At 60.0% G+C, this 23,213-nt stretch carries 15 protein-coding genes, 1 pseudogene and 1 riboswitch; of the genes and pseudogenes, 7 read left to right on the top strand and 9 right to left on the bottom strand.

The features are described 5' to 3' along the window. Window positions 1-267: 267 nt before the first annotated feature. Window positions 268-2,271, top strand: coding sequence for a class I tRNA ligase family protein (locus NKI63_RS23315; RefSeq protein ID WP_352823465.1), 2,004 nt, complete (start codon window positions 268-270; stop codon window positions 2,269-2,271). A gap of 16 nt (window positions 2,272-2,287) precedes the next feature. Then, window positions 2,288-2,458 carry a hypothetical protein gene (locus NKI63_RS23320; RefSeq protein WP_352823468.1) on the top strand — a complete coding sequence of 57 codons (171 nt, stop codon included), beginning with the start codon at window positions 2,288-2,290 and terminating at the stop codon, window positions 2,456-2,458. 369 nt (window positions 2,459-2,827) lie between these two features. Here NKI63_RS23320 and NKI63_RS23325 read toward each other — a convergent pair. From NKI63_RS23325 to NKI63_RS23335, 3 genes and pseudogenes are all read right to left on the bottom strand, one after another. Continuing rightward, window positions 2,828-4,286 (bottom strand): annotated as a pseudogene (locus NKI63_RS23325) (NAD-dependent succinate-semialdehyde dehydrogenase). A 550-nt stretch (window positions 4,287-4,836) separates the two neighbouring features. Continuing rightward, window positions 4,837-6,183, bottom strand: a complete 1,347-nt coding sequence (locus NKI63_RS23330) for a M16 family metallopeptidase (RefSeq protein WP_352823551.1) — start codon at window positions 6,181-6,183, stop codon at window positions 4,837-4,839. 1,406 nt (window positions 6,184-7,589) lie between these two features. Next, window positions 7,590-7,985 carry a hypothetical protein gene (locus tag NKI63_RS23335; protein WP_352823471.1) on the bottom strand — a complete coding sequence of 132 codons (396 nt, stop codon included), beginning with the start codon at window positions 7,983-7,985 and terminating at the stop codon, window positions 7,590-7,592. A gap of 231 nt (window positions 7,986-8,216) precedes the next feature. Between NKI63_RS23335 and NKI63_RS23340 the strand changes: the two genes are divergently transcribed. Further along, complete coding sequence (locus tag NKI63_RS23340) at window positions 8,217-8,429, top strand: cold-shock protein (RefSeq protein WP_023679670.1); 213 nt, start codon at window positions 8,217-8,219, stop codon at window positions 8,427-8,429. 227 nt (window positions 8,430-8,656) lie between these two features. On the opposite strand, the gene NKI63_RS23345 is transcribed toward NKI63_RS23340, so the two are convergent. Next, window positions 8,657-9,127: a Ros/MucR family transcriptional regulator gene (locus tag NKI63_RS23345; protein WP_352823474.1), complete on the bottom strand. Its 471-nt coding sequence runs from the start codon at window positions 9,125-9,127 to the stop codon at window positions 8,657-8,659. A 559-nt stretch (window positions 9,128-9,686) separates the two neighbouring features. On the opposite strand from NKI63_RS23345, the gene NKI63_RS23350 reads away from it, so the two are divergent. Together NKI63_RS23350 and NKI63_RS23355 are read left to right on the top strand one after the other, a co-directional pair. Further along, window positions 9,687-9,989, top strand: a complete 303-nt coding sequence (locus NKI63_RS23350) for a DUF982 domain-containing protein (protein ID WP_352823477.1) — start codon at window positions 9,687-9,689, stop codon at window positions 9,987-9,989. 808 nt (window positions 9,990-10,797) lie between these two features. Next, window positions 10,798-11,853: a cytochrome-c peroxidase gene (locus NKI63_RS23355; RefSeq protein ID WP_352823554.1), complete on the top strand. Its 1,056-nt coding sequence runs from the start codon at window positions 10,798-10,800 to the stop codon at window positions 11,851-11,853. A 277-nt stretch (window positions 11,854-12,130) separates the two neighbouring features. Here the strand turns inward: NKI63_RS23355 and NKI63_RS23360 are convergent, their stop codons facing one another. The 3 genes from NKI63_RS23360 to pdxR all read right to left on the bottom strand — a co-directional run bounded on the left by NKI63_RS23360 (window position 12,131) and on the right by pdxR (window position 15,565). Continuing rightward, window positions 12,131-12,652 (bottom strand): helix-turn-helix domain-containing protein, encoded by a 522-nt coding sequence (locus tag NKI63_RS23360; protein ID WP_352468280.1) that lies wholly within the window; start codon window positions 12,650-12,652, stop codon window positions 12,131-12,133. A 241-nt stretch (window positions 12,653-12,893) separates the two neighbouring features. After that, on the bottom strand, window positions 12,894-13,601 hold the full coding sequence (locus NKI63_RS23365; protein WP_352823479.1) for a B3/B4 domain-containing protein: 708 nt from the start codon (window positions 13,599-13,601) through the stop codon (window positions 12,894-12,896). Between the two features lie 458 nt (window positions 13,602-14,059). After that, entirely contained in the window at window positions 14,060-15,565 is a 1,506-nt protein-coding gene (gene pdxR / locus NKI63_RS23370) for a MocR-like pyridoxine biosynthesis transcription factor PdxR (RefSeq protein ID WP_352823556.1), read from the bottom strand. A gap of 74 nt (window positions 15,566-15,639) precedes the next feature. Here pdxR and NKI63_RS23375 point away from each other — a divergent pair, with 74 nt between their 5' ends. Together NKI63_RS23375 and NKI63_RS23380 are read left to right on the top strand one after the other, a co-directional pair. Further along, complete coding sequence (locus NKI63_RS23375) at window positions 15,640-16,872, top strand: trans-sulfuration enzyme family protein (protein WP_352823482.1); 1,233 nt, start codon at window positions 15,640-15,642, stop codon at window positions 16,870-16,872. A gap of 52 nt (window positions 16,873-16,924) precedes the next feature. Next, complete coding sequence (locus tag NKI63_RS23380; protein WP_352823485.1) at window positions 16,925-17,827, top strand: dihydrodipicolinate synthase family protein; 903 nt, start codon at window positions 16,925-16,927, stop codon at window positions 17,825-17,827. A gap of 350 nt (window positions 17,828-18,177) precedes the next feature. On the opposite strand, the gene metE is transcribed toward NKI63_RS23380, so the two are convergent. Both metE and NKI63_RS23390 read right to left on the bottom strand, forming a co-directional pair. After that, on the bottom strand, window positions 18,178-20,523 hold the full coding sequence (metE, locus tag NKI63_RS23385; RefSeq protein ID WP_352823488.1) for a 5-methyltetrahydropteroyltriglutamate--homocysteine S-methyltransferase: 2,346 nt from the start codon (window positions 20,521-20,523) through the stop codon (window positions 18,178-18,180). Window positions 20,524-20,618: 95 nt separating this feature from the next. Beyond that, window positions 20,619-20,819: riboswitch (cobalamin riboswitch) on the bottom strand. A gap of 496 nt (window positions 20,820-21,315) precedes the next feature. After that, entirely contained in the window at window positions 21,316-22,944 is a 1,629-nt protein-coding gene (locus NKI63_RS23390; protein WP_352750380.1) for an MFS transporter, read from the bottom strand. Window positions 22,945-23,213 lie beyond the last annotated feature (269 nt).

A 23,213-nucleotide genomic window follows, 5' to 3' on the forward strand; every position in this document is an offset into this window, starting at 1 on the left:
GTTCTGATTTGCGGGCTCGCGGAGCATCGACCGAAGCCCGTTACGACGCTTCGGCACGTGGATTGTGGGGGTGGTCGCAGGGCAGTCTTCTATGACGCCTACAGCCCGACTGGCGCCCCCTCGTCGCCCGCCTGGCGGCCCAGAGCCGCATTATTCTGGCCGAGGCCGCCAACCGGTTGGGTTGCCGCTTCTCTGCGCAACTTGCACAAGAGGCTGTTGCGTTGGCAGCCGAAGATCCCACGGCTTCAACAGCTTAGGTACGTTGTCATGCGCAAATACACGTTTTCTCGAACGGAGCTGTCGCGGGCGTTCGGTATCGACATGGCCACGCTTGGAACGGGAAGCGTCGGCACGGGTTTTTCGTTCGGTAGGGTGGCACCGGGCGCTACATCCGAGCCCCATCGGCACGACGAACTCGAGGCCTTCGTGATCCTGTCAGGATCGGGCAAGGTCAGGACCGACCTTGGGGAAATCCCGGTCGAGGCGGGCGATGTCGTTCTGTTCCACCCTTTTGAAGCGCATGTGCTGCGCAACGACGGAAACGAAGACCTAGATTTCGTCGATGTCTACTGGCGAGACGGCGAGGCCGCCCTTGATGCCGCTGCAAAGATCACGGCTCCACGCGGGCCGATCTTCGTCTTCTCCACGCCGCCAACGCCAAATGGCGATCTGCATCTGGGGCATCTTTCTGGCCCCTATTTCGGCGCCGACGTCTATACTCGTTTCCTGCGCATGAAAGGAGTCGAAGCATATCACCTCACTGGAAGCGATGACAACCAGAGCTACGTCACGATACGCGCCGATGCCGATCAATCGACGCCTGCAAACGTGGCGCGCTACTACGCCGACGAGATTCGCGCCACGCTTGCACTTCTCGATTGTGACGTCCACAGCTTCCAACCCACAATGGGCGATGACGGTTACGGCGAGTTTCAAGCCGCGTGTTTCCGCAGTCTTCTGAGCAGCACGGCGGTAGATCTGCGCCAGAGCCCTGCGCTTTTCGATGCTGTGACAGGCCACTATCTTTACGAGCCGGATGTTAGCGGCCTCTGCCCCGATTGCGGCGGCTCCGCCGGTGGCAATATCTGCGAGGAATGCGGCGCCCCAAACCTTTGCCACGACTTGGGTGCAGCCCGGTCACGGCAGTCTGCCGAGGCGCCGCTGGTCGGCTCCGTCCGCCGCCCGGAACTTGCCTTGGACCGATGCTACGACAATATCGACCGGCATCTAAGGGCGTCGGGCGTCCCGCTACGGATCTTGGATCTCTTTGCGCGCCTACGCCGACGCGGCAACTTTTCAGTGCCCATTACCCACCCCTCGGACTGGGGCCTGCCGGCCGAAGGGTTCCCGGGGCAAGTGATCTGGGTCTGGCCCGAAATGGCCTTCGGTTTTCTTTACAACATCCAGGCGCTCGGCCGCTTGCTGGGTCGCGACTGGAAGGCGGAGATGCCCGGCAACGACTGGCAGATTGTCCATTTCTTCGGCTTCGACAATTCGTTCTACCACGCGCTACTCTACCCCGCTCTTTACGCCGAGGTCTTCTCCCACTGGACGCCACGCATCCACTATCACGTCAACGAGTTCTACCTGCTCGACGGCAAAAAGTTCTCAACCAGCTGCCGCCATGCGGTCTGGGGCAAGGAGGTTCTGAGCCCAAAGACAGTCGACGTCGTGCGCCTCCATTTGGGCCTGACACGCCCGGAAGGTGAGCGGACGGATTTCACGCTGGACGCGCTGCGCCGCACCGAGAACGAGGTGTTCCAAGGGGTTTGGCTGAACTGGCTTGATGCGTTGAACCAGGAAACCAAGCAGGATTTTGCCGGCCGTGTACCCGATGCAGGCGACTGGAGCCCGGTCGACCGCGCCTTCTTTGCTCGGATAGAGATCTATCGCGCGGCGATGGAGCGCGCCTATTCGGACGAAGGCTTCTCGGTCAGGCGCGCGGCCGCTCAGGTCTGCGATTTCGTGCGCGATTGCGTGATCTACCGTCGGGCGCAAGACTATGCGGCGGCGCGACGTTTCTATCCCGCCCGCAATCGGACTTCGCTAGCCCTTCAGACGACGGCCGCTGCGATCCTGGCACCGACACTCGCTCCGCTGATGCCCCGATTCGCCAGAACGCTGGCGCGAGGCATCGATGGCGTCTCAGACGAAACATGGCCCCGGTCCGTCCAGCGCCTTGCGCCCGGGACGCGCTTTGATCTCGGACCCGTGTTGGTGTTCTACGCCAAATCCGGCAATCCTCATCTCGATGAGGAGGAAGCACTATGAGCCCAAAGGTCCACCAGTGAGCTATCCCAATCTCGACCAGATCGAGGCGCTTGGTCAACCTGGCGCGCCCTGGATCGTGCGCCGATCACCGGAAATGTCGAATGCGAATGCCTGCCTGATGGTATCTTCGATTCTGTCCGAGCCTGTACCGGCGCGGCAGTCGGCCGAAGAACAACTGAGCTACTGACAATCGAAAGGTAGCAGGTTCAAAATTCTGCCCAGAAACCGGATATTGCGCACAAACCGGCGTTCACGATCGCGATGGTGCACAAGCTTCCAACCAGACCCGCGCAACGACAGCCCGTCGCCTGAAGTCGGCGAGGGCCGCCAAATCGCTGGCAAGCGTATCCTCCGTCACATGCACGCCGTCTTCGCCGACAATGCAGACGCTTGTCTCGTCGAGAGATAAGTCCAGCCAGGGTGCTCCTTCAGGATTGCGTGTTTGCTCGGGTACGGAGCCGCCCCTCAGTTCCCAATCGAGGAGCGATCCTACAATTCACATATTTGGAAATCGCTCGCTAGGTTACCCGGTCTGTGAACCCTGCAAGCCGAAAATTCAGATTCCGCCCATGCAGAGATACTTCATTTCTAGGTAGTCCTCGAGGCCATGGCGGGATCCCTCCCGCCCGATGCCGGACTGTTTTATCCCACCGAACGGCGCCGCTTCTGAAGACATCCGGCCGGTATTTACCCCGACCATTCCATATTCCAAGGCCTCGGCCACATGCCAGACACGCTTCAGGTTGGAGGCATAAAAGTAGGCCGCGAGGCCGTAGATCGTGTCGTTGGCCTCACGCACGACCTGATCCGCATCTTTGAAGCGAATAATCGGTGCCAGCGGCCCGAATGTCTCTTCTTGCGCGACGGTCATATCGCTGGAGACACCGGTCAGGACTGTCGGTTGGAAAAACGTGCCATTCGTGCCGATGCGTTTGCCCCCGCATCGAATTGCGCCGCCTTTGGCGACTGCATCGGCAATATGGGATTCGATCTTGGCCAAAGCCTGTTTGTCGATGAGCGGTCCGATGTCCACTCCGGGAGCGAAACCGTCATCAACTTGAAGTTGGCGAGCCCGTTGCACGAATTTCTCGACGAACTCGTCGTGAACGCCCGACTGGACGTAAAGGCGGTTCGCCGAAACGCAGGTCTGGCCGGCATTGCGGAACTTCGCCTGGATCGCACCGTCAACCGCGGCATCGATATCGGCATCATCGAAGACGATGAAAGGTGCATTGCCGCCGAGCTCAAGGCTGACTTTTTTGATCTGGTCCGAGCACTGGCGCATGAGAAGGCGCCCGATCTCAGTCGACCCGGTGAAGCTGATCTTGCGGACCTTGGGATTTGTACAAAGTTCGCGGCCGACCGCATCACCTTCGGACGGATAGATCAGCTTGACGACGCCTTCGGGAAAGCCAGCCTGATGGGCGAGGGCGAACATTGCTCCCGCTACGAGCGGCGTCTGTTCAGCGGGCTTGAGGACGATCGTGCAGCCCGCCGCCAAGGCTGGCGAGATTTTGCGCGCCACCATCGAGGCCGGGAAATTCCATGGCGTTATCGTGCCAACAACTCCGATGGGCTGCTTGATTACCAGCATTCGGCGGTCCATCGATGGTGCGGAGATCGTCTCGCCATAGACGCGATTGGCCTCCTCGGCGTACCATTGCAGATAGGCCGCAGCATGCCATATCTCCGACTTGGCTTCGGCAAGGCGGCTTGCCCATCTCCGCGGTGAGAATCGCGGCGAGATCGTCGGCGTGGTCGATGATCAACTGATGCCATCGCCATAGAACGTCGCTGCGCTCACGTGCGGTCAGCCCTGCCCATCCAGGCTGCGCGACATAGGCCTTGTCGATCGCAGCGCATGTCTCCTCGACACCCATGTCGGGCAGTTCTGCCAGCACTTCGCCAGTCGACGGGTTGAGGACCTCGAATGTCCGCTCGCTAGTCCGCGTGCCAAGTGCCGGCAGGCGATCAATGGGTCCAAACAGGTCAGGGGATCTCAGGTGACGGATCATCGGCAGGCACAGGGGCAATACCGGATTCCTCCTCAACGCAGCAGGTATATATGGCAGGTGCGGTGTGTACTCCGCGACGTCCGGGTTCCTTATAGGGCCTCGGCCAGACAGCTGGTAGACCACGGTACCCAACTGGAAAGGGAGAATACCTGAATACGCTAGAAGATGCCTCGCGGTTCTAAGTCGAACGATTGAACAACGGACATCGGCTTCGCCAGCCGCGCGGAGTGGATGCTGGTGGCCTGCGCCTACAATCTGCTGGCCACGAATCGGCGACTCTATCGACTCGAAGAGAGGCTGGCCTGAGAGGAGCGCACCCCAATAATGACGCCTGAACCGGCAAATGCCTGACAAGGCCCGCGAAAACCGCTCCTCGCGGCTTTAAACAGATCCCGTTTACCGGGCGAGCGCCCGCAAGATGAAAAAGAGGATGGAGAGGAACAGGGTGGCGAAGGCGCGCCAGGTCTTCCCTTCTCCACAAGGGGTGAAGGGAAGACCGGGCGGCGCATGCGCATGGGGATGCAGCTCATGATCAATTCCCCGCCTGTTGCTACGGCAAGAGATAGCCTGTGGTCGAATGGTCGAGCACCAGATAACGCGCGGCGACCGCCTTGACCTCTTCGGTCGTGACCTTGCGGACGCGGTCCGGCCTCTCGAGCACGTCCTTCACATTGCCACCGGTGGTGAGCGTTTTGCCATAAATGTTGGCGATTTGGTCCAGCTCGTCGTGCGCACAAATCACCGAGCGGATATAGCGGTCTTTGGCCTTGTCCAGCTCGTCGCTGGTGACGCCATCCTTGGCGATCCGGGCGACTTCGGCAACGGCCGCCGCTTCGAGATCGACGAGCTTTGCATCGCCGCGCGGCGAGCCGGAGATGGTGAAATTGGTGTCGTCTAGCATGGTGCCCTGGAAGAAGGCGCCGGCCGCCGAGGCTATGCCTTGCTTGACGACAAGCTCCTGATAGAGCCGGCTGCGGTTGCCGCCGCCGAGGATCTCGGCCAGCAGGTCGAGCGCCTCGGCCTCGCCGGGCTCTGCCGTATGATAGGACGGCACCACCCATTGAGTGGAAAAGCTCGGCACCGAAACGCGCGCATCGGTCAGCGTCACTGTGCGCCTGGTGTTCTGCTCCGGCTCGACCGGGCGGTTGCGCGGGGGCAGGTCCGGCCCGCGCACAACCTTGCCATAGGTCTTCTCGGCCAGCGCCTTCACCGTCTCAGGCTCTACGTCGCCGGCCACCACCAGCACGGCATTGTTCGGTCGGTAGTATTTGTTGTAGATGGTGAATGCGTCGGTGCCGTTCAGCTTCTCCATCTCCTGCATCCAGCCGATGACCGGAATGCGGTAGGGCTGGTTCTGCCGCAACGTCGCGTTGACCTCCTCGTCCAGCAGAGCCTGCGGGTTCGTCTCTCTGCGCCAACGGCGCTCCTCCAGGATCACGTCGCGCTCGGTCTTGATATCATCCTCGTTGAGGATGAGGTTGAACATGCGATCGGCCTCGAAGCCCATCATCTCACCCAACGCCGAGGGCGCCACCGTCTCGAGGAAGGTGGTGTAGTCATAGGCGGTGAAGGCGTTATTGTAGCCGCCGATGGCTGAGACGGCTCGGTCGAACTCGCCGGCGGCGTGGTTGGTCGTCGCCTTGAACATCAGACGCTCGAGGAAATGGGCAATGCCGGATTTGCCCGGTGGCTCGTCGGCGCTGCCGATCTTGTACCAGACCATATGAGTGACGATCGGCGCGCGGTGATCGGGGATGACGACCACTTCCATGCCGTTGTCGAGCAGGAAATCCGTCACTTTGCAGTCGTCGGTGGCGGCCGGAGCCGGAGCGGTCGTCACCAGGGCCAGCGCGGTGGCAATGAATGCCTTGCGCAGCCAGGGGGACCGAAGTTTGATCGATGGCTCCGGTTGTGCTGGCTGGTCGAAAGGCAAGGTTCGAGGCAAAGTGATTTGTTCCTCATTTTGATGAAGGCGCTGCGTCCTCGTCTCCCCCCGTGGGAGGATCGGCGGGCAGCGCCGAGCCAGATGAGCAACCGGCTTCATGGTGCTAGGCCTTACTCGAGCCTCGTCTTTGGATGAACCCAGGAGACCTGCGGCGGTATTTCTTGGTGATTTGATCATGGGGGGCGACTTCTCCTTGGTGCGTGACGCGTTTGCGGATGACTAGGCATGAACTGCGCCAGATCAGAAAACCGTTCGAGGCATGCGATAAATCGGGCGCTGCTATGTTGCGTATTCGACATCGTCGGTCATCGGACAGGGCCGAACGCGACGCGCGCGCGGCTTGGGACGATATCTCCACGTTCGGAAGACGATTGGGCCCGCTGCCGGGGGAGCGGCATAGGATGCGCTTCGAATAGCCGCTGCACTGAGTGAGTGAGAATTTAGCTGTTGGTCGCCCCAGCGGAAGGCTGTCCTCGACAGGCACGCCAGGGTCGAGGCTGAACGGCAGAGGAGACAGGAGCGTGGCGGGTTCGAGCGCGTGGAGCCTTTTCGCGCGCGAAGACGGATCTCATCAAGGATCTGCAACAGTTAGGGAATATTCGCGAGGCGCTGGAAACGAAGATCGTAGGACATCAGGCGAGAAAGAAGGATGCGTTGAGCGCTTTTGGCGGATGAGCTTGCCCGAAGTCGTTGCGCGTGATGAGTTGCTGCGGAACAGGGATCGTTTGCGTGGGGCCTTGGTCGAACTTGAGGAGAAAACAGATTCCGCCCAAGCGCCGGACACAGTTTCCCAGATGATCCGAAAGCCAAATGTTGACGGATTCACCAGCGAACCGGGCGGTCCTAGCGACGGCGTGTCGCTCGAGGCCAGCACTCGTTCGAGCGTCAGGACTCCAAGAGAACGGGACTTTGTCAGAGTCATCTGCGATCCCAAACTGAGACGTGCAAATATAGCAACGTCACGAAAAAGTTTTGCCGGCCGCCTACAAGCCACCGTCATTGATTTCAAACAGACCCGTTGTCGGAGGCTGATTACAGGTAAGGTCCGTCAACATCGCAGGTTCGTCAAATGGGCTTTTGAGATTGTGGCCATCTTGAAATCCGATGACATCAAAATAGTCTTCGGCCGTCATCGCTTTGCTGTGCGGATCGGCCTATGTAGCGCGCGGCATAGGGCCGATCAGACTGATCCGCATAGCGGGTTCGCGTGTTTGAACGGCGATGCCCTTGCGGCAGGTAGGCATCGCAGCTTACCGTCTATTTTCAGCAGTCCGCATCTTCCGCCGGCCTCATGCGGCAAGATGGCCTGGCGCCTGCTGCAAAGGCCTCTCTAATCGGGGCGGCCTCTGAGCTTAAGGCTATCCAGTCAACAATAGCCTGATCCTGCTCATTCTGATGCGCGCCAACCGCCGCGCCGGATTGTGGAACCGCTCGTGGGTAGCTTCTACCACAAATAGAAAGGTCATCAAATCAAGCAGGAAGTCGTCGATCGCTTGGGCGATTGTTTCTGACTTACCCTTGAACTGATCCAGCAAAACGCGCGCCTTATCGATCGCATCCGCGCTGGCCGCATCGATTAGACCCTCGATCGTCTTGAAACAATCCAATGCGAAACTCCTCAAAGCGCTTGCCAAGGGGTTATGCACGAAGGTGGGCCCGTGAACCACCCAGCCGTTGGCCTGGTGGCCCGACGAATAAGGCATCACGCGGCGAGGGCGCTTAGTGCGCGATGTAGTTGGGTCGACGTCAGCCATCCGTCTCCAAGGACCAGCCGTAGCACGTGGCGGGAGCGCTCGAAGATCGGGTGCTTTGGGCCATGCCAGAGCCTGCTGGCTGTAGGCGGTCGCGATGGAGTGCGCCAGTTGCCGCCGACCAATCAAGCCGGGCCTTGAAATTTTTCGTTCTGCTGCGCCTAAGTTTCGGCTATGAATCGGGCTGGCCCTAATGGCCTGCCCGCGTTGCAATTGTTAAAAAGGAACACGTATATGCCGACTGGAACGGTAAAGTGGTTCAACAGCACCAAGGGGTTTGGATTTATCCAGCCCGACAATGGCGGTCCGGATGTTTTCGTCCACATTTCCGCTGTCGAACGCGCGGGCCTCTCGACCCTCGCTGACGGCCAGAAGATCAACTATGAGATCGAGCAGGACCGCCGCACTGGCAAATCCTCCGCTGGCAGCCTCAGCAAAGCTGGTTGAAATTTTCTCCTGCGTCCTGGCAAGAGTGGGCGCGTAGGTCCGGAGGTCCTCACGGCCGCTCGATAGGAGCGAGCAAAAACTGAGGGCAGCAGATTGCTGCAGGCGTCGCGAATTCCTCATGAAACAAAGTTGTTTGAAAGGAAGGCGGGGTTGGCCCGCCTTTTTATATGACGCGCAGATTAAGCCGATGTCTGCAACGCTCCAGAACGAATCTGCGATTGCCGAAATCAAGCCGCGACCTTCTTGCGGGTTCGCTTCGTCGGCGCCGGCTCCGGCGCTTCCGGCTCTTTCGGTTTGCGGCCGAGCCCCATCGTCTTGGCCAATGACGAGCGCGCCGCGGCGTAGTTCGGCGCGACCATGGGATAATCCGCCGGCAGGCCCCATTTGGCCCGATATCCATCCGGCGTCAGCCCATAGTGGGTCGACAGATGGCGCTTTAGCGATTTGAATTTCTTCCCGTCCTCAAGGGAGATGATGTAGTCCGGTGTCACCGACTTCCTGATCGGGACTGCAGGCGTAAGGGCAACCGGCTCTTGTGCAGAGACACCTCCGGCCGTCCCTTTCAGAGCCGCGTGCACTTGGCCGATGAGGGCAGGGAGATCCCCCACCGGGATCGGATTGTTGGAGACATAGGCTGAGACGACATCGGCCGTGAGCTCGATGAGGGTGTCGATGTTTTTTTCGGCTTCTTCTGTCATGAAACTCTCCAGGCGGCGTGAAACACAGTCGGCGAAGCGTCGCTTCATAGTGGCGGTCGCCGCTGAAAGCAACAAAGGTCTCGACAGGATTGTTGCGATGTTCGTCCAGCGAGATCTACGGCGCGGTATCCCGCCGTCGTGACCGTTGATCCGTCCGTTGTTGGCGAGCTGCCGCGGTGCTTGCGCATTTTCAGGCGCGTCTCGGCCGTAAGCTTTGCGCCGAAATGACCAGTAATCTCGAAACGAAGCGGGCTATTTCTGTTTCGCATCCTCTCTTTGGCTGTGAAATCGGTGGCAGAGCAGTGGCCGCTTCCTGATGGCGCGTGGAGGAACTATCAAGCGTTGATTCGCAATGGTCGAAACGATGTAGATTCATCATCCGGTGAGCCGCTCTCGCAGCAGGATGTTAGGGATTGGCCCGCTGGTAAACCGAGGACATCAGGCCGCTGCTTTGCTATTGAACCGCTATCGCTGTGACAACACATTCCGCAATGGTGGGCGAGTGTAGAGAAGGCGCCTGTTCACTCAAACTACCGATTCAGCAGGTCGGGAGGAACGAATGAGCTCAGAGACTTTCAGCAGCCCACTTTTCGTAAGGCGTGCAGCGCACATCGTGCAAGAGATTGCCAGTCCTGCGGATGCTATCGATTTTCTCAACGAATGGCCAGAAGATGGCAGAGACCGGATCTACGAAGCCGCTCTCACGGCGTGCTTTGATGCATACAACGGACGAATACCTGCGAGCGCAGCGCGCAAGACTTTTTTCCGCTTTGGGGAACAGGTCGCCATATTGGAAGATGCAACCTCCGCGATGCAATGGCTCGCTGCCTGCATGTCGGGCAGTGGAAAAGCGCAAGTATAGGCGTCGCAGTCGTATCTGAAGCCGGAGCGGGAACGCCGACGAGGTTATTGTATCGAGATTTCGCCGGCATCTGGAGCGTACTATAGCGAACAAACAATATTTTGCGCGCTATGGCGATGTTAATCATCTTGTTGTAAACCAGCTTCTCGCGACAGGACTGCAACGCTTCCGGTGTGAAAATCACTGCGTGGGACTTGGTTCTCTCGAATTCATGACGGTAAATTGCCCTGTAATTATAGCAAAGCAGTTGGCCCATTGAAGCTGATAAACGAAGCCAAAATTGTGCTCCGTCGTCTGCCAATATTCGCTCGATGGAGGCTATAGGCCTCACAAGCAATCAAAACAGCTACTCGGGCGCCCTTTGAAATTCGTGTAATTTTGCTCACCCGAAACGGCCCTCTACAGTCGAAATAAGATCGTCCCGCAAAGGTGCTACAAGACACTATCGCGGATCGATTTGGGCCCACGTCGATCTGGCGAAGGCAGGCGGAAGTCGAGCAGGACCTGCTGCGGAACAGATAACCGGCCCCAAACCGAATCGGACACGGTGGCCCCGATTTCTTCATAGTTGAAGGCGCAGAGAGAACCGAAGCACGGCTCCGGGCTCCGGCGCCGCCGCTTGCCGAGCAGCGATCCTCCGCCTCCCTGAAATCCAATCGAGAAGAGCGTTCAATTCCGGGACGGTCCAAGCTCTGCCGCGAAAACAGGTGTCAGACCACCCGGTCCTCTCCCGCAACTGATCTAGCGCAGGGCGTGCATGAGCCGCATATCCCAGAGTGGCTGCGTGCACGACGCAGCGAGATCATTTATGAAAATCCTATTCAGTACGATGGCTGTCCCCTTGCTGACAGCCACCGCTTTTGCTGCGGATTCGATCCCCGCAGACCTCAGAGAAACGGCACTGGCCACTTTCAAGGCTTTGCCACCCACCACGCGGGCAGTCGCCAATAACCCGATCACCCCGGAGAAGATCGCTCTCGGCAAGGCACTGTTCTTCGATCCACGCGTCTCGGCGTCAGGCGTCTTGTCGTGCAACTCGTGCCACAACTTGGCCACCGGCGGCGACGACAATCATGAAACCTCGATCGGCCATGGTTGGCAGAAGGGACAGCGCAACGCGCCGACTGTACTGAACGCTGTCTTCAACATCGCCCAGTTCTGGGATGGTCGTGCCGCAGACCTGAAGGATCAGGCGAAGGGACCGGTCCAAGCCGGCATCGAAATGGCCAATACACCGGGCCAAGTCATCACCACGCTCAAGTCCATGCCGCAATATGTCGAGTGGTTCGATGCAGCTTTTCCGGCTGAAGCCGATCGGGTCACCTTCGACAACTTCGCCAAGGCAATCGAAGCCTTCGAGGCGACACTGGTCACGCCGGCCCCCTTCGACAGCTTCCTGAATGGTGATGAGCTTGCCATGACTTCCGAACAGAAACAGGGCTTGGCGCTTTTCATGGACAAAGGCTGCTCGTCCTGCCATGCCGGCATCAACGTTGGTGGGGAAGCCTATTACCCATTCGGCCTCGTGGAACAGCCCAGCGCCGAGGTCCTGCCGGAAAAAGACAAGGGCCGATTTGCGGTCACCAATGCAGCCGACGATTCCTATGTTTTCCGCGTGGCGCCGCTGCGCAACGTTGCACTCACCGCGCCATACTTTCATTCGGGCAAGGTTTGGGATCTGAAACAGGCCGTTGCCATCATGGGAACCACCCAGCTTGGCGTGGTACTGGCGGACGAAGAAGTCGACCTGCTTGTTGCCTTCCTCAACTCGCTGACCGGAAAGGCACCCGAGGTCGCCTATCCCATCTTACCCGCCGAAACGGCGACAACACCCCGGCCTATAACGCAGATCTTAGGAAAATAAACGGCCAGCTGACTGCGGAACATCGCAATTGACAATGATTGCGACTTTTACTGGACGAGACGAGTCGCGACGTCCATGAGAACGCAAATGGCTCGTTTCCAAAGTGCAGACACTGCTTCCGTCACCAGCTCGTTGCGATGGAATTATGTTTGGGATCTGGCGTGCGACATGCCAAGGAAGGCGTCTGACGCATGAGGCTCGCGCGCTGTCGATACCGCGCGGCGGCCGGCCATCGCGCTGGCGGCCGAATTGCCGCGCGCCGAAGTGATCGGCCCCCTTAGGGCGAAGGGGCAGCCACTCCGTCCTCCATGTCCAGCGATTCTTCGACTGCTTCCGGATTCCGGGCGATGGTCCAAAGGAGAGTATTCGCCGCTGCATCCGGTTTCGAGCGACCTTGCTCCCAGTTTCGAAGCGTTGCCAGATCGAGGCCATACCTCACGGAGAATGCCTCCTGAGAGAGCTTCGTGCGATCCCGGACTTCGCGAACACTTATCGGCCGCGGCGCATGAACCTTCGCGATCACGCCTGCGGACGACAGTTCATTCTTCAGTGCCAATAGGTCGTCGACGCAAGGAACCGTCACGAACGCCTTGCCGTGATCGACCATCTCCGTGAGTATCGCGTGGGCCGTCCTGAGCGGCAGCTGTCTCTTAACGAGAATCCGGGCGGCCTCAGGAGTATTCGCGCCGTGAAGAAAACTGAGGCTCAGTCGGACGGGAGAGCCTGACGACACCGGGACGACGTCCCGGGTTCGCACCCGTTGTCCGTACCGCTCCATGAATTTCGATTTAGTCGACATGAAGCTTCTCCGCGATCACTCGACCGAGCTTGCGCAATTGGACCATCCCCACTGAAGGCATCGCGATAAAAGTACGCCAAACAACGCTAAGGGAGAACAAGCAGTGATCTGATTTCGTTCGACGCTCGTTTTCGAGAGCCGTTCTGGGTCGTTCGCAATCAACTGTGTAGGCCAGCGGAGCGAGCAAGGAGCGCCAGATCCGGACAGGGCTGAGTGGGGTGTTTCTCGGTGGGGCCATGCCCTAAGGGACACGAGATGTAGTGGATTCGTCGATCCGCGCTGTTTCGATTCGCGCACCCGGGCACAACGCTTGGATAAGTCCCATCAGATGCTCTCCGGTGGCCGTCATCTGTTTAGCTGACATTGGGCCGAGGGCTTCCAGCACGAGCCACATGGCGCGGGTATCGGCCGTGACCATGGTGCGCCGCCCCTGCCGCCAGTTCCAGCGGCGGCACGTGACACCGGCATCATCACACCAGATGACTTCGCCCGGTTCAGGATGCTCGGTTACCATTTCACCTTGCTGGATCGTGTCGAATGGCTCCGCTCCCTTCGCAACTAGAAGTCTCGGGACCCCCTGGTAAAGATCGAGATCCTCCCCGCCAATCGGAACGCCGTACAACACGCTGACGGCATTGTAGGCATCAACCAGTGGGGATATCCGCGGGAGAGAGCCATCTTTCCGCATCCGCTTGAGAAGCGCAGCGGCCGAGCACGGCGTTCGATTGGCTTTTGTGCCGAAAGCCTCGTAGGCAACGGCCCACGCCGCAAGATGCGCGTTCCTTTGGGCGTCATCGCGAAGCGCGGCCTGTTCCGCCGCCGCAATCGTGTCGTTCAACGCCTGTGCATCCGGCACGTCGATTTCAGCGTGCCGCACCACAATGCTGATCAGATGAAAATCCGGGTAGCGGGCCTTGATCTCGGGGGCAACCAATGGCGTGAAAGACATGGGATGCTCTTTTCTCATGGGGAGGCTTTGCGCTGGGGGTCGTTCGGGAAATGTTTGAAGAAAGGTGCTTGTCGAGCGTCCAGATCTTCTGGCATCGGCATGGTGCATACCGCACCATGCGCTGGATAATTCCATCATTCGGCCGTGGACAAGGCCTGGTAGAGATCGTCGATTATCTCTTGCGGGTGCTCGAGCCCGCCTCGGCCGGCAACAAGCTACGCCTCCGCCAGATCCTCCATTTCATTTGGAGGCAGCGGGCGCGATATGGATGTGAAGCAGCTTTCCTTGCCGGGTCATGCATCGCTCTCGGAAATTCGTCTCGCACGAAAATCTGCCGCCAAACTGGCCTGATCAACAGCACCAGTTGCATGGCGTTTTCCCAGTCCAGTTGGCTTGCAAACGAAATGCGGTTCAGCCCAAGGGTCGGTTTCCTCGCCAGCACGCCACGTCCCGCCGTTTTAGCCACCGTGTCCCGGCAACGCGTCTTGCACCTGCTTGACAACCGCTCGCAGGATCTCAACGCCCTTCTCGATCTGCCGAATGCTCAAGGCGGCATAGCCCATGACAAGCCCCATGCGATCGATGTGGCCTTCGTCCGACTGCCGCTCGTAAAGGGGCGAGATCAGGTGTAGCCCCAGGCCCGCGCCTCGGGCGGCTTCGACCAGGGTCGTTTCCCGCGATCGCGGCAGTTCGTCGAACCAAACGACGACGTGCAGACCGGCCTCTGCTCCCTGGACAGCGATGCGATCTCCGAAGCTGCGCCGCAAGGCGCCCAGCAACGTCCCCCGACGCTCGCCGTTCAGCCTGCGCACGCGCCGCACATGGCTTTCGTAGCCGCCACTCTCGATCAAAGAGGCCAGAGCCTCCTGTTCAGCCACCGGCGAATGCCGGTCCGCGAATTGTTTGGCGGTTGCGAAGACCTCCTGCAATTCCGGCGGGACGACGAGGTAGCCGATACGCAGCATCGGCGAGAGCGTTTTGGAGATCGTGCCGAGGTAGATGACAGCCCCGTGGTCCTCGAGACTGTGCAGCGGAGGGACCGGATTGATGTCGTAGCGATATTCGCTGTCGTAGTCGTCCTCGATCACGTAGGCATTGTTGTGCCGCGCCCATTCCAGAAGCTGGTGGCGGCGCGTGATCGGCATGACGCCGCCCAGCGGAAACTGATGCGATGGCGTGACATAGGCCAGTCGTGCACCAATCCCCGCCAGCAACTCCGTCTTCATCCCGTCCTCGTCGACGGTGACCGGGACGGGCGAGGCACCCGTACTGGCAAAGACCTGACGCGCCATCCTATAGCACGGGTCCTCGATGACGAAGCGGTCGGCGGGATCGAGAAGCAGGCGAGCGCACAGATCTAGGCCCTGCTGCGAACCGTTGACGATGATGATCTGCTCGAGGTCGCAGCTCAGGGTACGGGCGCGCCAGAGATAGCCCTGGAGCGCCTGGCGCAGCCGGCGCGAGCCGCGAGGATCGTCATAGGCAAGACGCAACGGGCGCTGCGCCATCGCCTCGTTCATCGCGCGTTTCCAGATCAATGCAGGGAAATCCGACGGCGCCAGGTCACCATAGCGGAAATCGACCTTCAGCCCAGTCGGCAGATAATCCGGCCAGGGCGGCGTGACGCGCAGTCGTTCGCCATAGGCGGACAGATGAACCGGGCCGACTCGTTTCGCGACAGTGCGGCTCGTCTCAGGACCGATCAGCGAGGATGCAACGCGAGGTCGTGCGCCTTGACGGACTTCGATAAAACCTTCCGCGGTCAGTTGGTCATAGGCGACCGTCACCGTCGTTCGCGAAACCCCAAGGTCATTTGCCAGGCCGCGGGAGGACGGCAGCTGACTACCGGTTTCGTAGACACTTCCGAGGATCTGCTCGCGAAGAGCCTCGTAGATCTGGCGTGCACCCATCGCGTGCGTGCGACCTGCAGAACCGGCACTTGAAGACTGGACCATTTCATTCATCGCCAACTGGATATTTCACATTGGCCAGTTTGCCGTCAATCTTTCGGAAACCCAAGAAAGATCTCAGAGGCCGAATGACCCGCTCCTATCAATCGGAAACCGATGCTCTCACGCGGTCGCTCAACGACACCGGTCCCGGATTCGCCACTCGGGCGATCCATCATGGCTACGATCCGGCCGGCTTTTCCAATGCCGTTCAGCCGCCAGTCTTCTTGACCTCGACCTATGGATTCGAAAGCGTGGCAGCGAACGAGGCCGCCGCCGCGCTTGGCGGAAGGCTCTATGCGCGCGAATACAATCCGACGACGGAGATCCTCGAACAACGGCTTGCCAATCTGGAAGGAGCCGAGGCAGGTCTGGTCGTTGCCTCGGGGATGGCGGCTTTCGGGACGCTGATCCTGTCGCTCCTGTCCCAAGGGGATGAACTCATCGTCCACAGGACGCTTTATGCGAACACGCTTGCCATGGTCGAACAGGCGGTTCCCCGCTTCGGCATCAAGGTCGTCGCGGTCGACCTGTCCGATCCTCAAAATCTCGATGCCGCGATTACCGAGCGGACCCGGCTTGTTTTCTTCGAGACGCCGGTGAATCCGCTGAGCCGCATCCTTGATCTCGCTGCCATTGCCGAGCGCGCCCACGCGCGCGGTGTAAAGGTTGCAGTCGACAGCACCTTCGCCTCCCCCGCGCTCCAGCGGCCGCTCGAACATGGGGCAGACCTCGTGCTCCACTCGCTGACCAAATACATCAATGGGCACGGCGATGCCCTTGGCGGGGCGATTCTCGGCGACGCGCAAACGCTCCGCACGCTGCACGAAACGGGCCTGCGCTACATCACCGGCGCAGCGCTCTCGCCCATGTCAGCCTTCCTGATCCTGCGCGGTCTGAAGACGCTCACGCTGCGCATGGAACGGCACAGCGCCACGGCCCTTGCGGTGGCTCAGGCGCTCGAGGCGCACCCGGCGGTGGCATGGGTGAGTTATCCCTTCCTCGACTCGCACCCTGATCAGGTGACGGCGCGAAAGCAGATGTCCCAAGGGTCGGGCATGTTGGCCTTTGGCCTCCACGCTGGGTTCGAGGGCGCGCGGCGGATGATGGACCGGCTCAACCTGATCACCCGGGCTGTCAGCCTCGGCGATGCCGACAGCCTCATCTATCATCCGGCAAGCCTGACCCGTGCTCGTCAGCCGATCCGCAAGGATGCGCATCTGGCCGATGGAGTCGGCGAGGACCTCATGCGTCTCTCGGTGGGTCTTGAAGACACCGATGACCTAATCGCCGACCTGCGGCGGGCTCTGGACGCCTTGTGATGACCTGCCGTCCGGCCAGTCCTGCGCTCACGCACAAACCTGGAGCCTTGCCATGGCATTCCTGAGCGGTCTTTCCGCGTTTCCCATTACGCCGACCGATCGTGACGGCCGTGTCGATACCGTTGCTCTGCGCAGGCTGATTGCTCGGCTTGGCGCCGCTCAGGTCGACTCCATCGGTCTTCTCGGCAGCACCGGCACCTACATGTATCTGTCGCGCGAGGAACGGCGACGGACGCTCGCCGAGACCTTGGACGAAATCGCCGGGCGAACGCCGGTCGTGGTGGGTGTGGGCGCGTTGCGCACCGATGAAGCAGTGAGGTTCGCGCAGGACGCCAAGGCCCTTGGAGCTGCCGCGGGGCTGCTTGCGGCCGCCTCCTACACCCCGCTCACTGAGGACGAGGTGTTCGAACATTTCTCGACGGTGGCGTGCGAGAGCGGCCTGCCGATCGTCGTCTACGACAATCCAGGAACGACGCATTTCCATTTCACCCCACCACTCGTCAGCCGCCTGGCAAAGGTGGGTGGCATTGTCGCTATCAAGAATCCGACAGACAAGGGCGATGCGATCAAGAGCCATCTGGCCGACCAGAGGCGCACTGTGCCGGAAGGGTTCTCGATCGGCTACAGCGGCGACTGGAACGCTGCAGAGGCCATGATCGCCGGCGCCGACACATGGTACAGCGTCCTCGCCGGCATCCTGCCCGAGGTCTGCGTGAAGATCGTCACGGCGGCGCAACAGGGCGATGCGGCCGAAGCGCGACGGATCGATGCCACGCTTGCGCCGCTCTGGAGCCTCTTCAAGGAGTTCTCGAGCCTTCGCGTCGTCTATGCACTTGCCGAATTGCTCGACATTTGCCGTGCCGACCCCCCGCGTCCCATCCTGCCTCTGCCCTCAGCAGCGAAGCGCCAGATCGCCGTCGCGTTGGAACGCTTGCCATCGGATACCAGCCGGTGAACAGCGAACCCGGCGGACAGTGAAAGGAACTGTCATGTACTTACCCGCTCATTTCGATGAACCGAGCCGAGAAGTCCTTTACGAACTGATCGAGAACAACGCACTCGGCGTTCTGATAACCATGGCTGGAGCGGTCTCGACGCCGATCACATCCCCTTCGAACTCGACACGTCACAGGGAGAAAACGGTACCCTTTACTCCTGCGCGACTAGTACACGTGCCGAAGGAAAGTGCACATTCTCGCTCGAGTGACTTATTTCAAAGGATGTGATCGCGTTTTGGCACATTCACGGCCGACATGCGGCAGCCGGTGACTCACCACATGGTGAGCAACCAGGAAACCCTCCGGCCTACACTTTCTCCCGGAGCGCACGTGCTGCATCGACCATGTTCATGAGGGCAGGGCGGACCTCCTCCCATTTGCGTGTTTTGAGGCCACAGTCCGGGTTTACCCACAGTTGGGAATCCGACAGTCGCTCGCGGGCAAGCATGACGAGATCCGAAATCTCCCCGACTTCCGGGACACGTGGTGAGTGAATGTCGTAGACTCCGGGCCCGATTTCGTTCGGATATTTGGAGCTCGTGAAGGCGTCCAGCAGTTCCATTTTCGAGCGCGACGTCTCAATCGAAATTACATCCGCATCCATTTCGGCGATCGCGTCGATGATCTCGTTGAACTCCGAATAGCACATGTGGGTATGGATTTGAGTCGCGTCCTTTACAGCCGTTGAAGCGATCCGGAAGCATTCGACAGCCCAGTCGAGATAGTTTTTCCAGTCAGACTGGCGCAGTGGCAATCCTTCGCGAAACGCGGCCTCATCGATCTGGATCATCCTTGCGCCGGACCATTCGAGATCCGTCACTTCGTCGCGGATGGCAAGCGCGATCTGGCGGCATGCCTCGGAGCGGGGTACGTCGTCGCGAACAAAAGACCAGTTGAGAATGGTCACTGGGCCTGTGAGCATTCCCTTCACAGGGTATTCCGTAAGCGACTGGGCGAATTGCCACCAGGGCAGCGTCATCGGATTGGGCCTCGATACGTCGCCGAAGATGATGGGGGGGCGCACGTAACGCGACCCATAGCTCTGCACCCAGGCATGCTGGGTGAAGGCGAAGCCGGACAGCTGCTCGCCGAAATGCTGTACCATGTCGTTTCGTTCGAACTCACCGTGCACCAGCACGTCCAGCCCGATCTCTTCCTGCCAGCGAATTGCAGCCTCGATCTCCTTCTTCAGGAAGGTCTCATAGTCGACATAGCTCAGCTGGCCCTTCGCATGAGCGGCCCGCGCCCTGCGTACCTGCGGCGTCTGCGGGAAGGACCCGATGGTCGTCGTCGGGAACGGCGGCAGCCCGAGCGTGCCGGCCTGGACTCTGGAGCGCTCGGCAAAAGCGCTCTCTCGTCGCTTCATGCTGTCGTCAATGCTGGCGATCCGTCCCTCAACAAGCGGGTCATGGATCTTCGTGGATGTCACGCGAGTGGCGGCAGCCTCGGCAGACGCTTTCAACGCGCCTGCCACCGCATCCCTGCCTTGAGTCAGGGCCCGGGCCAGCAACACCAACTCGTCGGTCTTCTGGGCCGCGAAGGCGAGCCACGACCTGATGTCCGCGTCGAGTTCGGTCTCCATGCGCAGGTCGATCGGCACGTGCAGCATCGAGCAAGAAGGCGCGATCTCGACGCGGTCCAAGGGCCAGCCGGCGACGATCGGTTTGATGCGGTCGAGAATGGCGGGCAGGTTCGCACGCCAGACGTTGCGGCCATCGATCAAGCCAAGCGAGAGCACCAGATCCTTCGGTGCGAGCCGACCCACGGTTTCCAGTTGCTCGGGAGCGCGCACGAGATCAATATGCAGCCCGGCCAGGGGCAGAGAAACCGCGGTTTCGAGATTGTCTCCCAGCGGCCCGAAATACGTAGCCAGCATGATTTTCAACTCGGGCGCGGCTTTCGACAGCTGGCTATAGGCGAATTCGAACGCAGCTCGTTCGTTCGGGTTCAGATCGAGGACAAGCGCTGGCTCATCGATCTGCACCCAGTCGGCTCCCGACAGCTTCAGCCTCTGCACGAGTTGCTCGTAGACGGGCAGCAGCCGCGGCAGGAGCGCGATGGGATCGAATCCTTCGGCAGGCGATTTCGCCAGCTTGAGGAAGGTGATCGGTCCAAGGATGACTGGGCGTGTGTGAATGCCGAGAGCTTTAGCCTCGAGGAAGAAGTCGACCGGTTTCGTCGACGAGAGGGCGAACGTCTGATCATCGTCGAGTTCCGGCACAATGTAGTGATAATTGGTGTCAAACCACTTGGTCATTTCCATCGCGGTTACATCAGGCCCATGAGCCGCGTGCTGGTGACCAGCGTGTCCACAATCCTCCGTCTGACCCTGGTTGCCGCGCGCCATTGCGAAGTAGATGTCAAGTGGGACCTCGCCGCTATTCCAGCCGTAACGGGATGGAACGGCGCCGACCATGGCTGCGGTGTCGAGCACATGGTCGTAGAGCGAGAAGTCGTTCGACGGGATTTTCGACACGCCGCGATCGTGCTGCTCCTCCCAGCTAGCGGCACGGAGCGCCTTCGCCGTCGTGAGAAGGTCGGCGGCGGAAGATTTTCCGGACCAGTAACTTTCAAGCGCGAATTTCAGTTCTCGCCGACGACCGAAGCGCGGCACGCCGAGCGTTGCTACAGGAATTTGCTGAGAGACAGTCATGCCATACCCCGATGGTTGGGGCGTCGGTGACAAGGAAGGCGCTAGCGGGCCGGCACGAACGCCAGGCTGCAGCGGCCACCGAGACACCCCGCCCGTGGACGTAATTCGCCGTGGCAGGTCTCCTGGCTCGCGGGGTCATAGCCTCTACCCGTCTTCCCAAGGCTATTCGCCTCAGTGACATGAGTGGGGTTGGCTCGCCGCTAACAGTTGCGGGGGCAGCGCCGGCATCGCACCGGCTTCCCTCTTAGCTCCGCTGCGGCAGCGCCGTACGGAGAACCACGACTCGGGAGACAATTACAACAGTTCGCTTCTTTGTCAACGCCGCATAAAGAAATGTTTATGTCGTTATGTTAAATTTCCGTTGGCATGTTCCCATAGGTCGCCTCGAAAGCGAAAACTGTGGGAGCCTTGAGCGGCCGGTAAATCAAAGCAATGACGCACATCGCTCTTCGCCAGGAGGATAGGAGTTCGTCGGCTGCCGGCGGCAAACATACCGGCAAGCGCCGTGGTGCTGCTTCCCGCATCATGCGAACGCCACCTCGGCATCGAACTTCGGCTCCGAGGTTCCGACCGCTTCTTTGGTGATCTGCTCGCGACCACATTCGACTCCATGGCGAGGCTGTTGCCCATGTGGAAGGTGTTGGCCGTGATGCCCTCGGTGGCACGACACAACGATTTCGAGGGGAGCACCGGAGGCCCGGTATAGCGGCGTGTTGCGAAGGGTCGAGGCCAACGTTCTGCTCGTTCGCAGCCACCGGCTCAAGGTAACCCGGCTCAAACCACCGGGCCAGCTCAAGTCCTGTCCAAATGAGGCCTGAGCGGCAAATCGTCGTGCACGCGCACGGTTTGGCGTTCGATCTTGTGATGCGTCTTGGGCGGGCAATCGCCACGGTGCAGCGCTTCCAGGCGCGCAACGATTTCGCCGTCATCCTGGGTCTGCCTGTTGTTGTGGCGAACATACTCGACCCAGGTTGGCACATGATAGCACTCGGTCCATAGTTCTGGCTTTTCCAGGTCACGCAGCAACGCCCATTGTCTGGCGCCATCTCGCAGCCGGGCTTTTCGCCACGATGTCATCACACTGAGAAATTCTGGGACATCTCTCTGATCGATACGATAATCGACCATCACCATGATCGGACCGCTTCGTGGCCGCAGGTCAAGTTGCAGCGTCGGTTCGCTGAACTTGTTGGTCGGATCCAGATTGAGCGTTTCGAAATCCGGCTGACGCAGAACGATCCCCATCAGTCCACCAATCACAAGAACCACGCTGGCGACGAGGAAGGCTCCCGAAACACCTTGGACATCCGCCAGTTCGCCCCAAAGCCAGCTTCCCGCCGCCATGCCGCCGTATGTGGCCGTCTGATAGAGAGACAGGGCGCGTCCAACCACCCACCGCGGCGCCGAAAGCTGCACTGTGACGTTAAACAGCGAGAATGATTGAATCCAGGCCGCACCGGCTGGCATGAGGAGCAGACAGCTCAGCCAAACGTGCTCGCTCCATGCCAGAAAGAAGCAGCTGATCGCCAATATAAAGAACGCACCGCGAATGACCCATTCGTTGGAGAGAACTTCTCGGACCCGCCCGATGAGGAGCGCGCCGCAAATCGCTCCCAAGCCGAAGAAGCCAAGCATCACGCCGTAGGTGACCGCGGTCCCTTTGACCTGTTCGCGAGCAACCAACGGCAGGAGAGCCAAAATGACAACGGCGGTGAGGCCGAAAATGAAACTCCGGCACATCACCTTGAGAAGGTTCGGCGACAAGAGCACGTAACGGAAGCCCGCCGCCATCGCACTGCCGAAAGCCTCCCGCGGCAGCGCTTGTCGTGCCCGTACGGCTTTCCACCGCAACAGCGCAGCGATCAGAGCGAAGTAGCAAAAGACGTTAAAGAGGAACGCGAAGGCCGCACCGGCTGTGGCCACGATTATGCCGCCAATCGCCGGCCCGATGCTGCGCATGAGATTGTAGCTCATGCCGTTGAGCGCAACCGCGCTAGGCAGGTGTTCGCGAGGCAGGATATCCCCCATCGAGGCTTGCCAAGAGGGATCGTGCAATGCCCAACCACAGCCGATCAGGAAGGTGAGACCCAGAAGGATCCAGGGTGTCATTTCCCCCGCATAGGTCAGGAACGCCAGGAAGGCGGATACGCAGACCATCAGCAGTTGCGCAGTCAACATGATCCGGCGACGGTCAAAGTTGTCCGCGAGCGCTCCCGCCGCGAGGGAGAAGATCATGTAGGGGAGGGTGGTCGATGACTGGACGAGCGCCACCATTCCATGGGAGGTGGCGATGCTGGTCATCAGCCAAGCCGCCGCCACACCTTCCACCAGGGTGCCAAGGTTCGAAACGAGTGCAGCCGACCATAGCGAACGGAAGGTCTTGTGCTGAAAAGGAACGAGTGAAGATGTTCTCTTCGCCATTGTGGGAAGCTTCGGGATCGAGCGCGGGGCTGGATTTGGTTCGCCTCACTCAACCATGGCCTCGCCGTACAAGCCAAGCTGCCACAGTGGCGCGCCTGCTAACCCAGAAAACTTGGCGGCCTTACAGGCATGCGCAGGACGCGCGAAGCCGCTCAAATCTCCCCAGATGGGTCAGCCATCGAAGACCGGCATCACTTGCCCGTTGAGCGGCTATACGATAATGCTCCGCGCTAAGCAGGAAGCGCCAAAAATTCGAGCGGCGACTTCAT

Origin of the sequence: Mesorhizobium sp. M0410 (assembly GCF_040321435.1) — a bacterium.
In the GTDB taxonomy this organism is placed as follows: Bacteria; Pseudomonadota; Alphaproteobacteria; order Rhizobiales; family Rhizobiaceae; genus Mesorhizobium.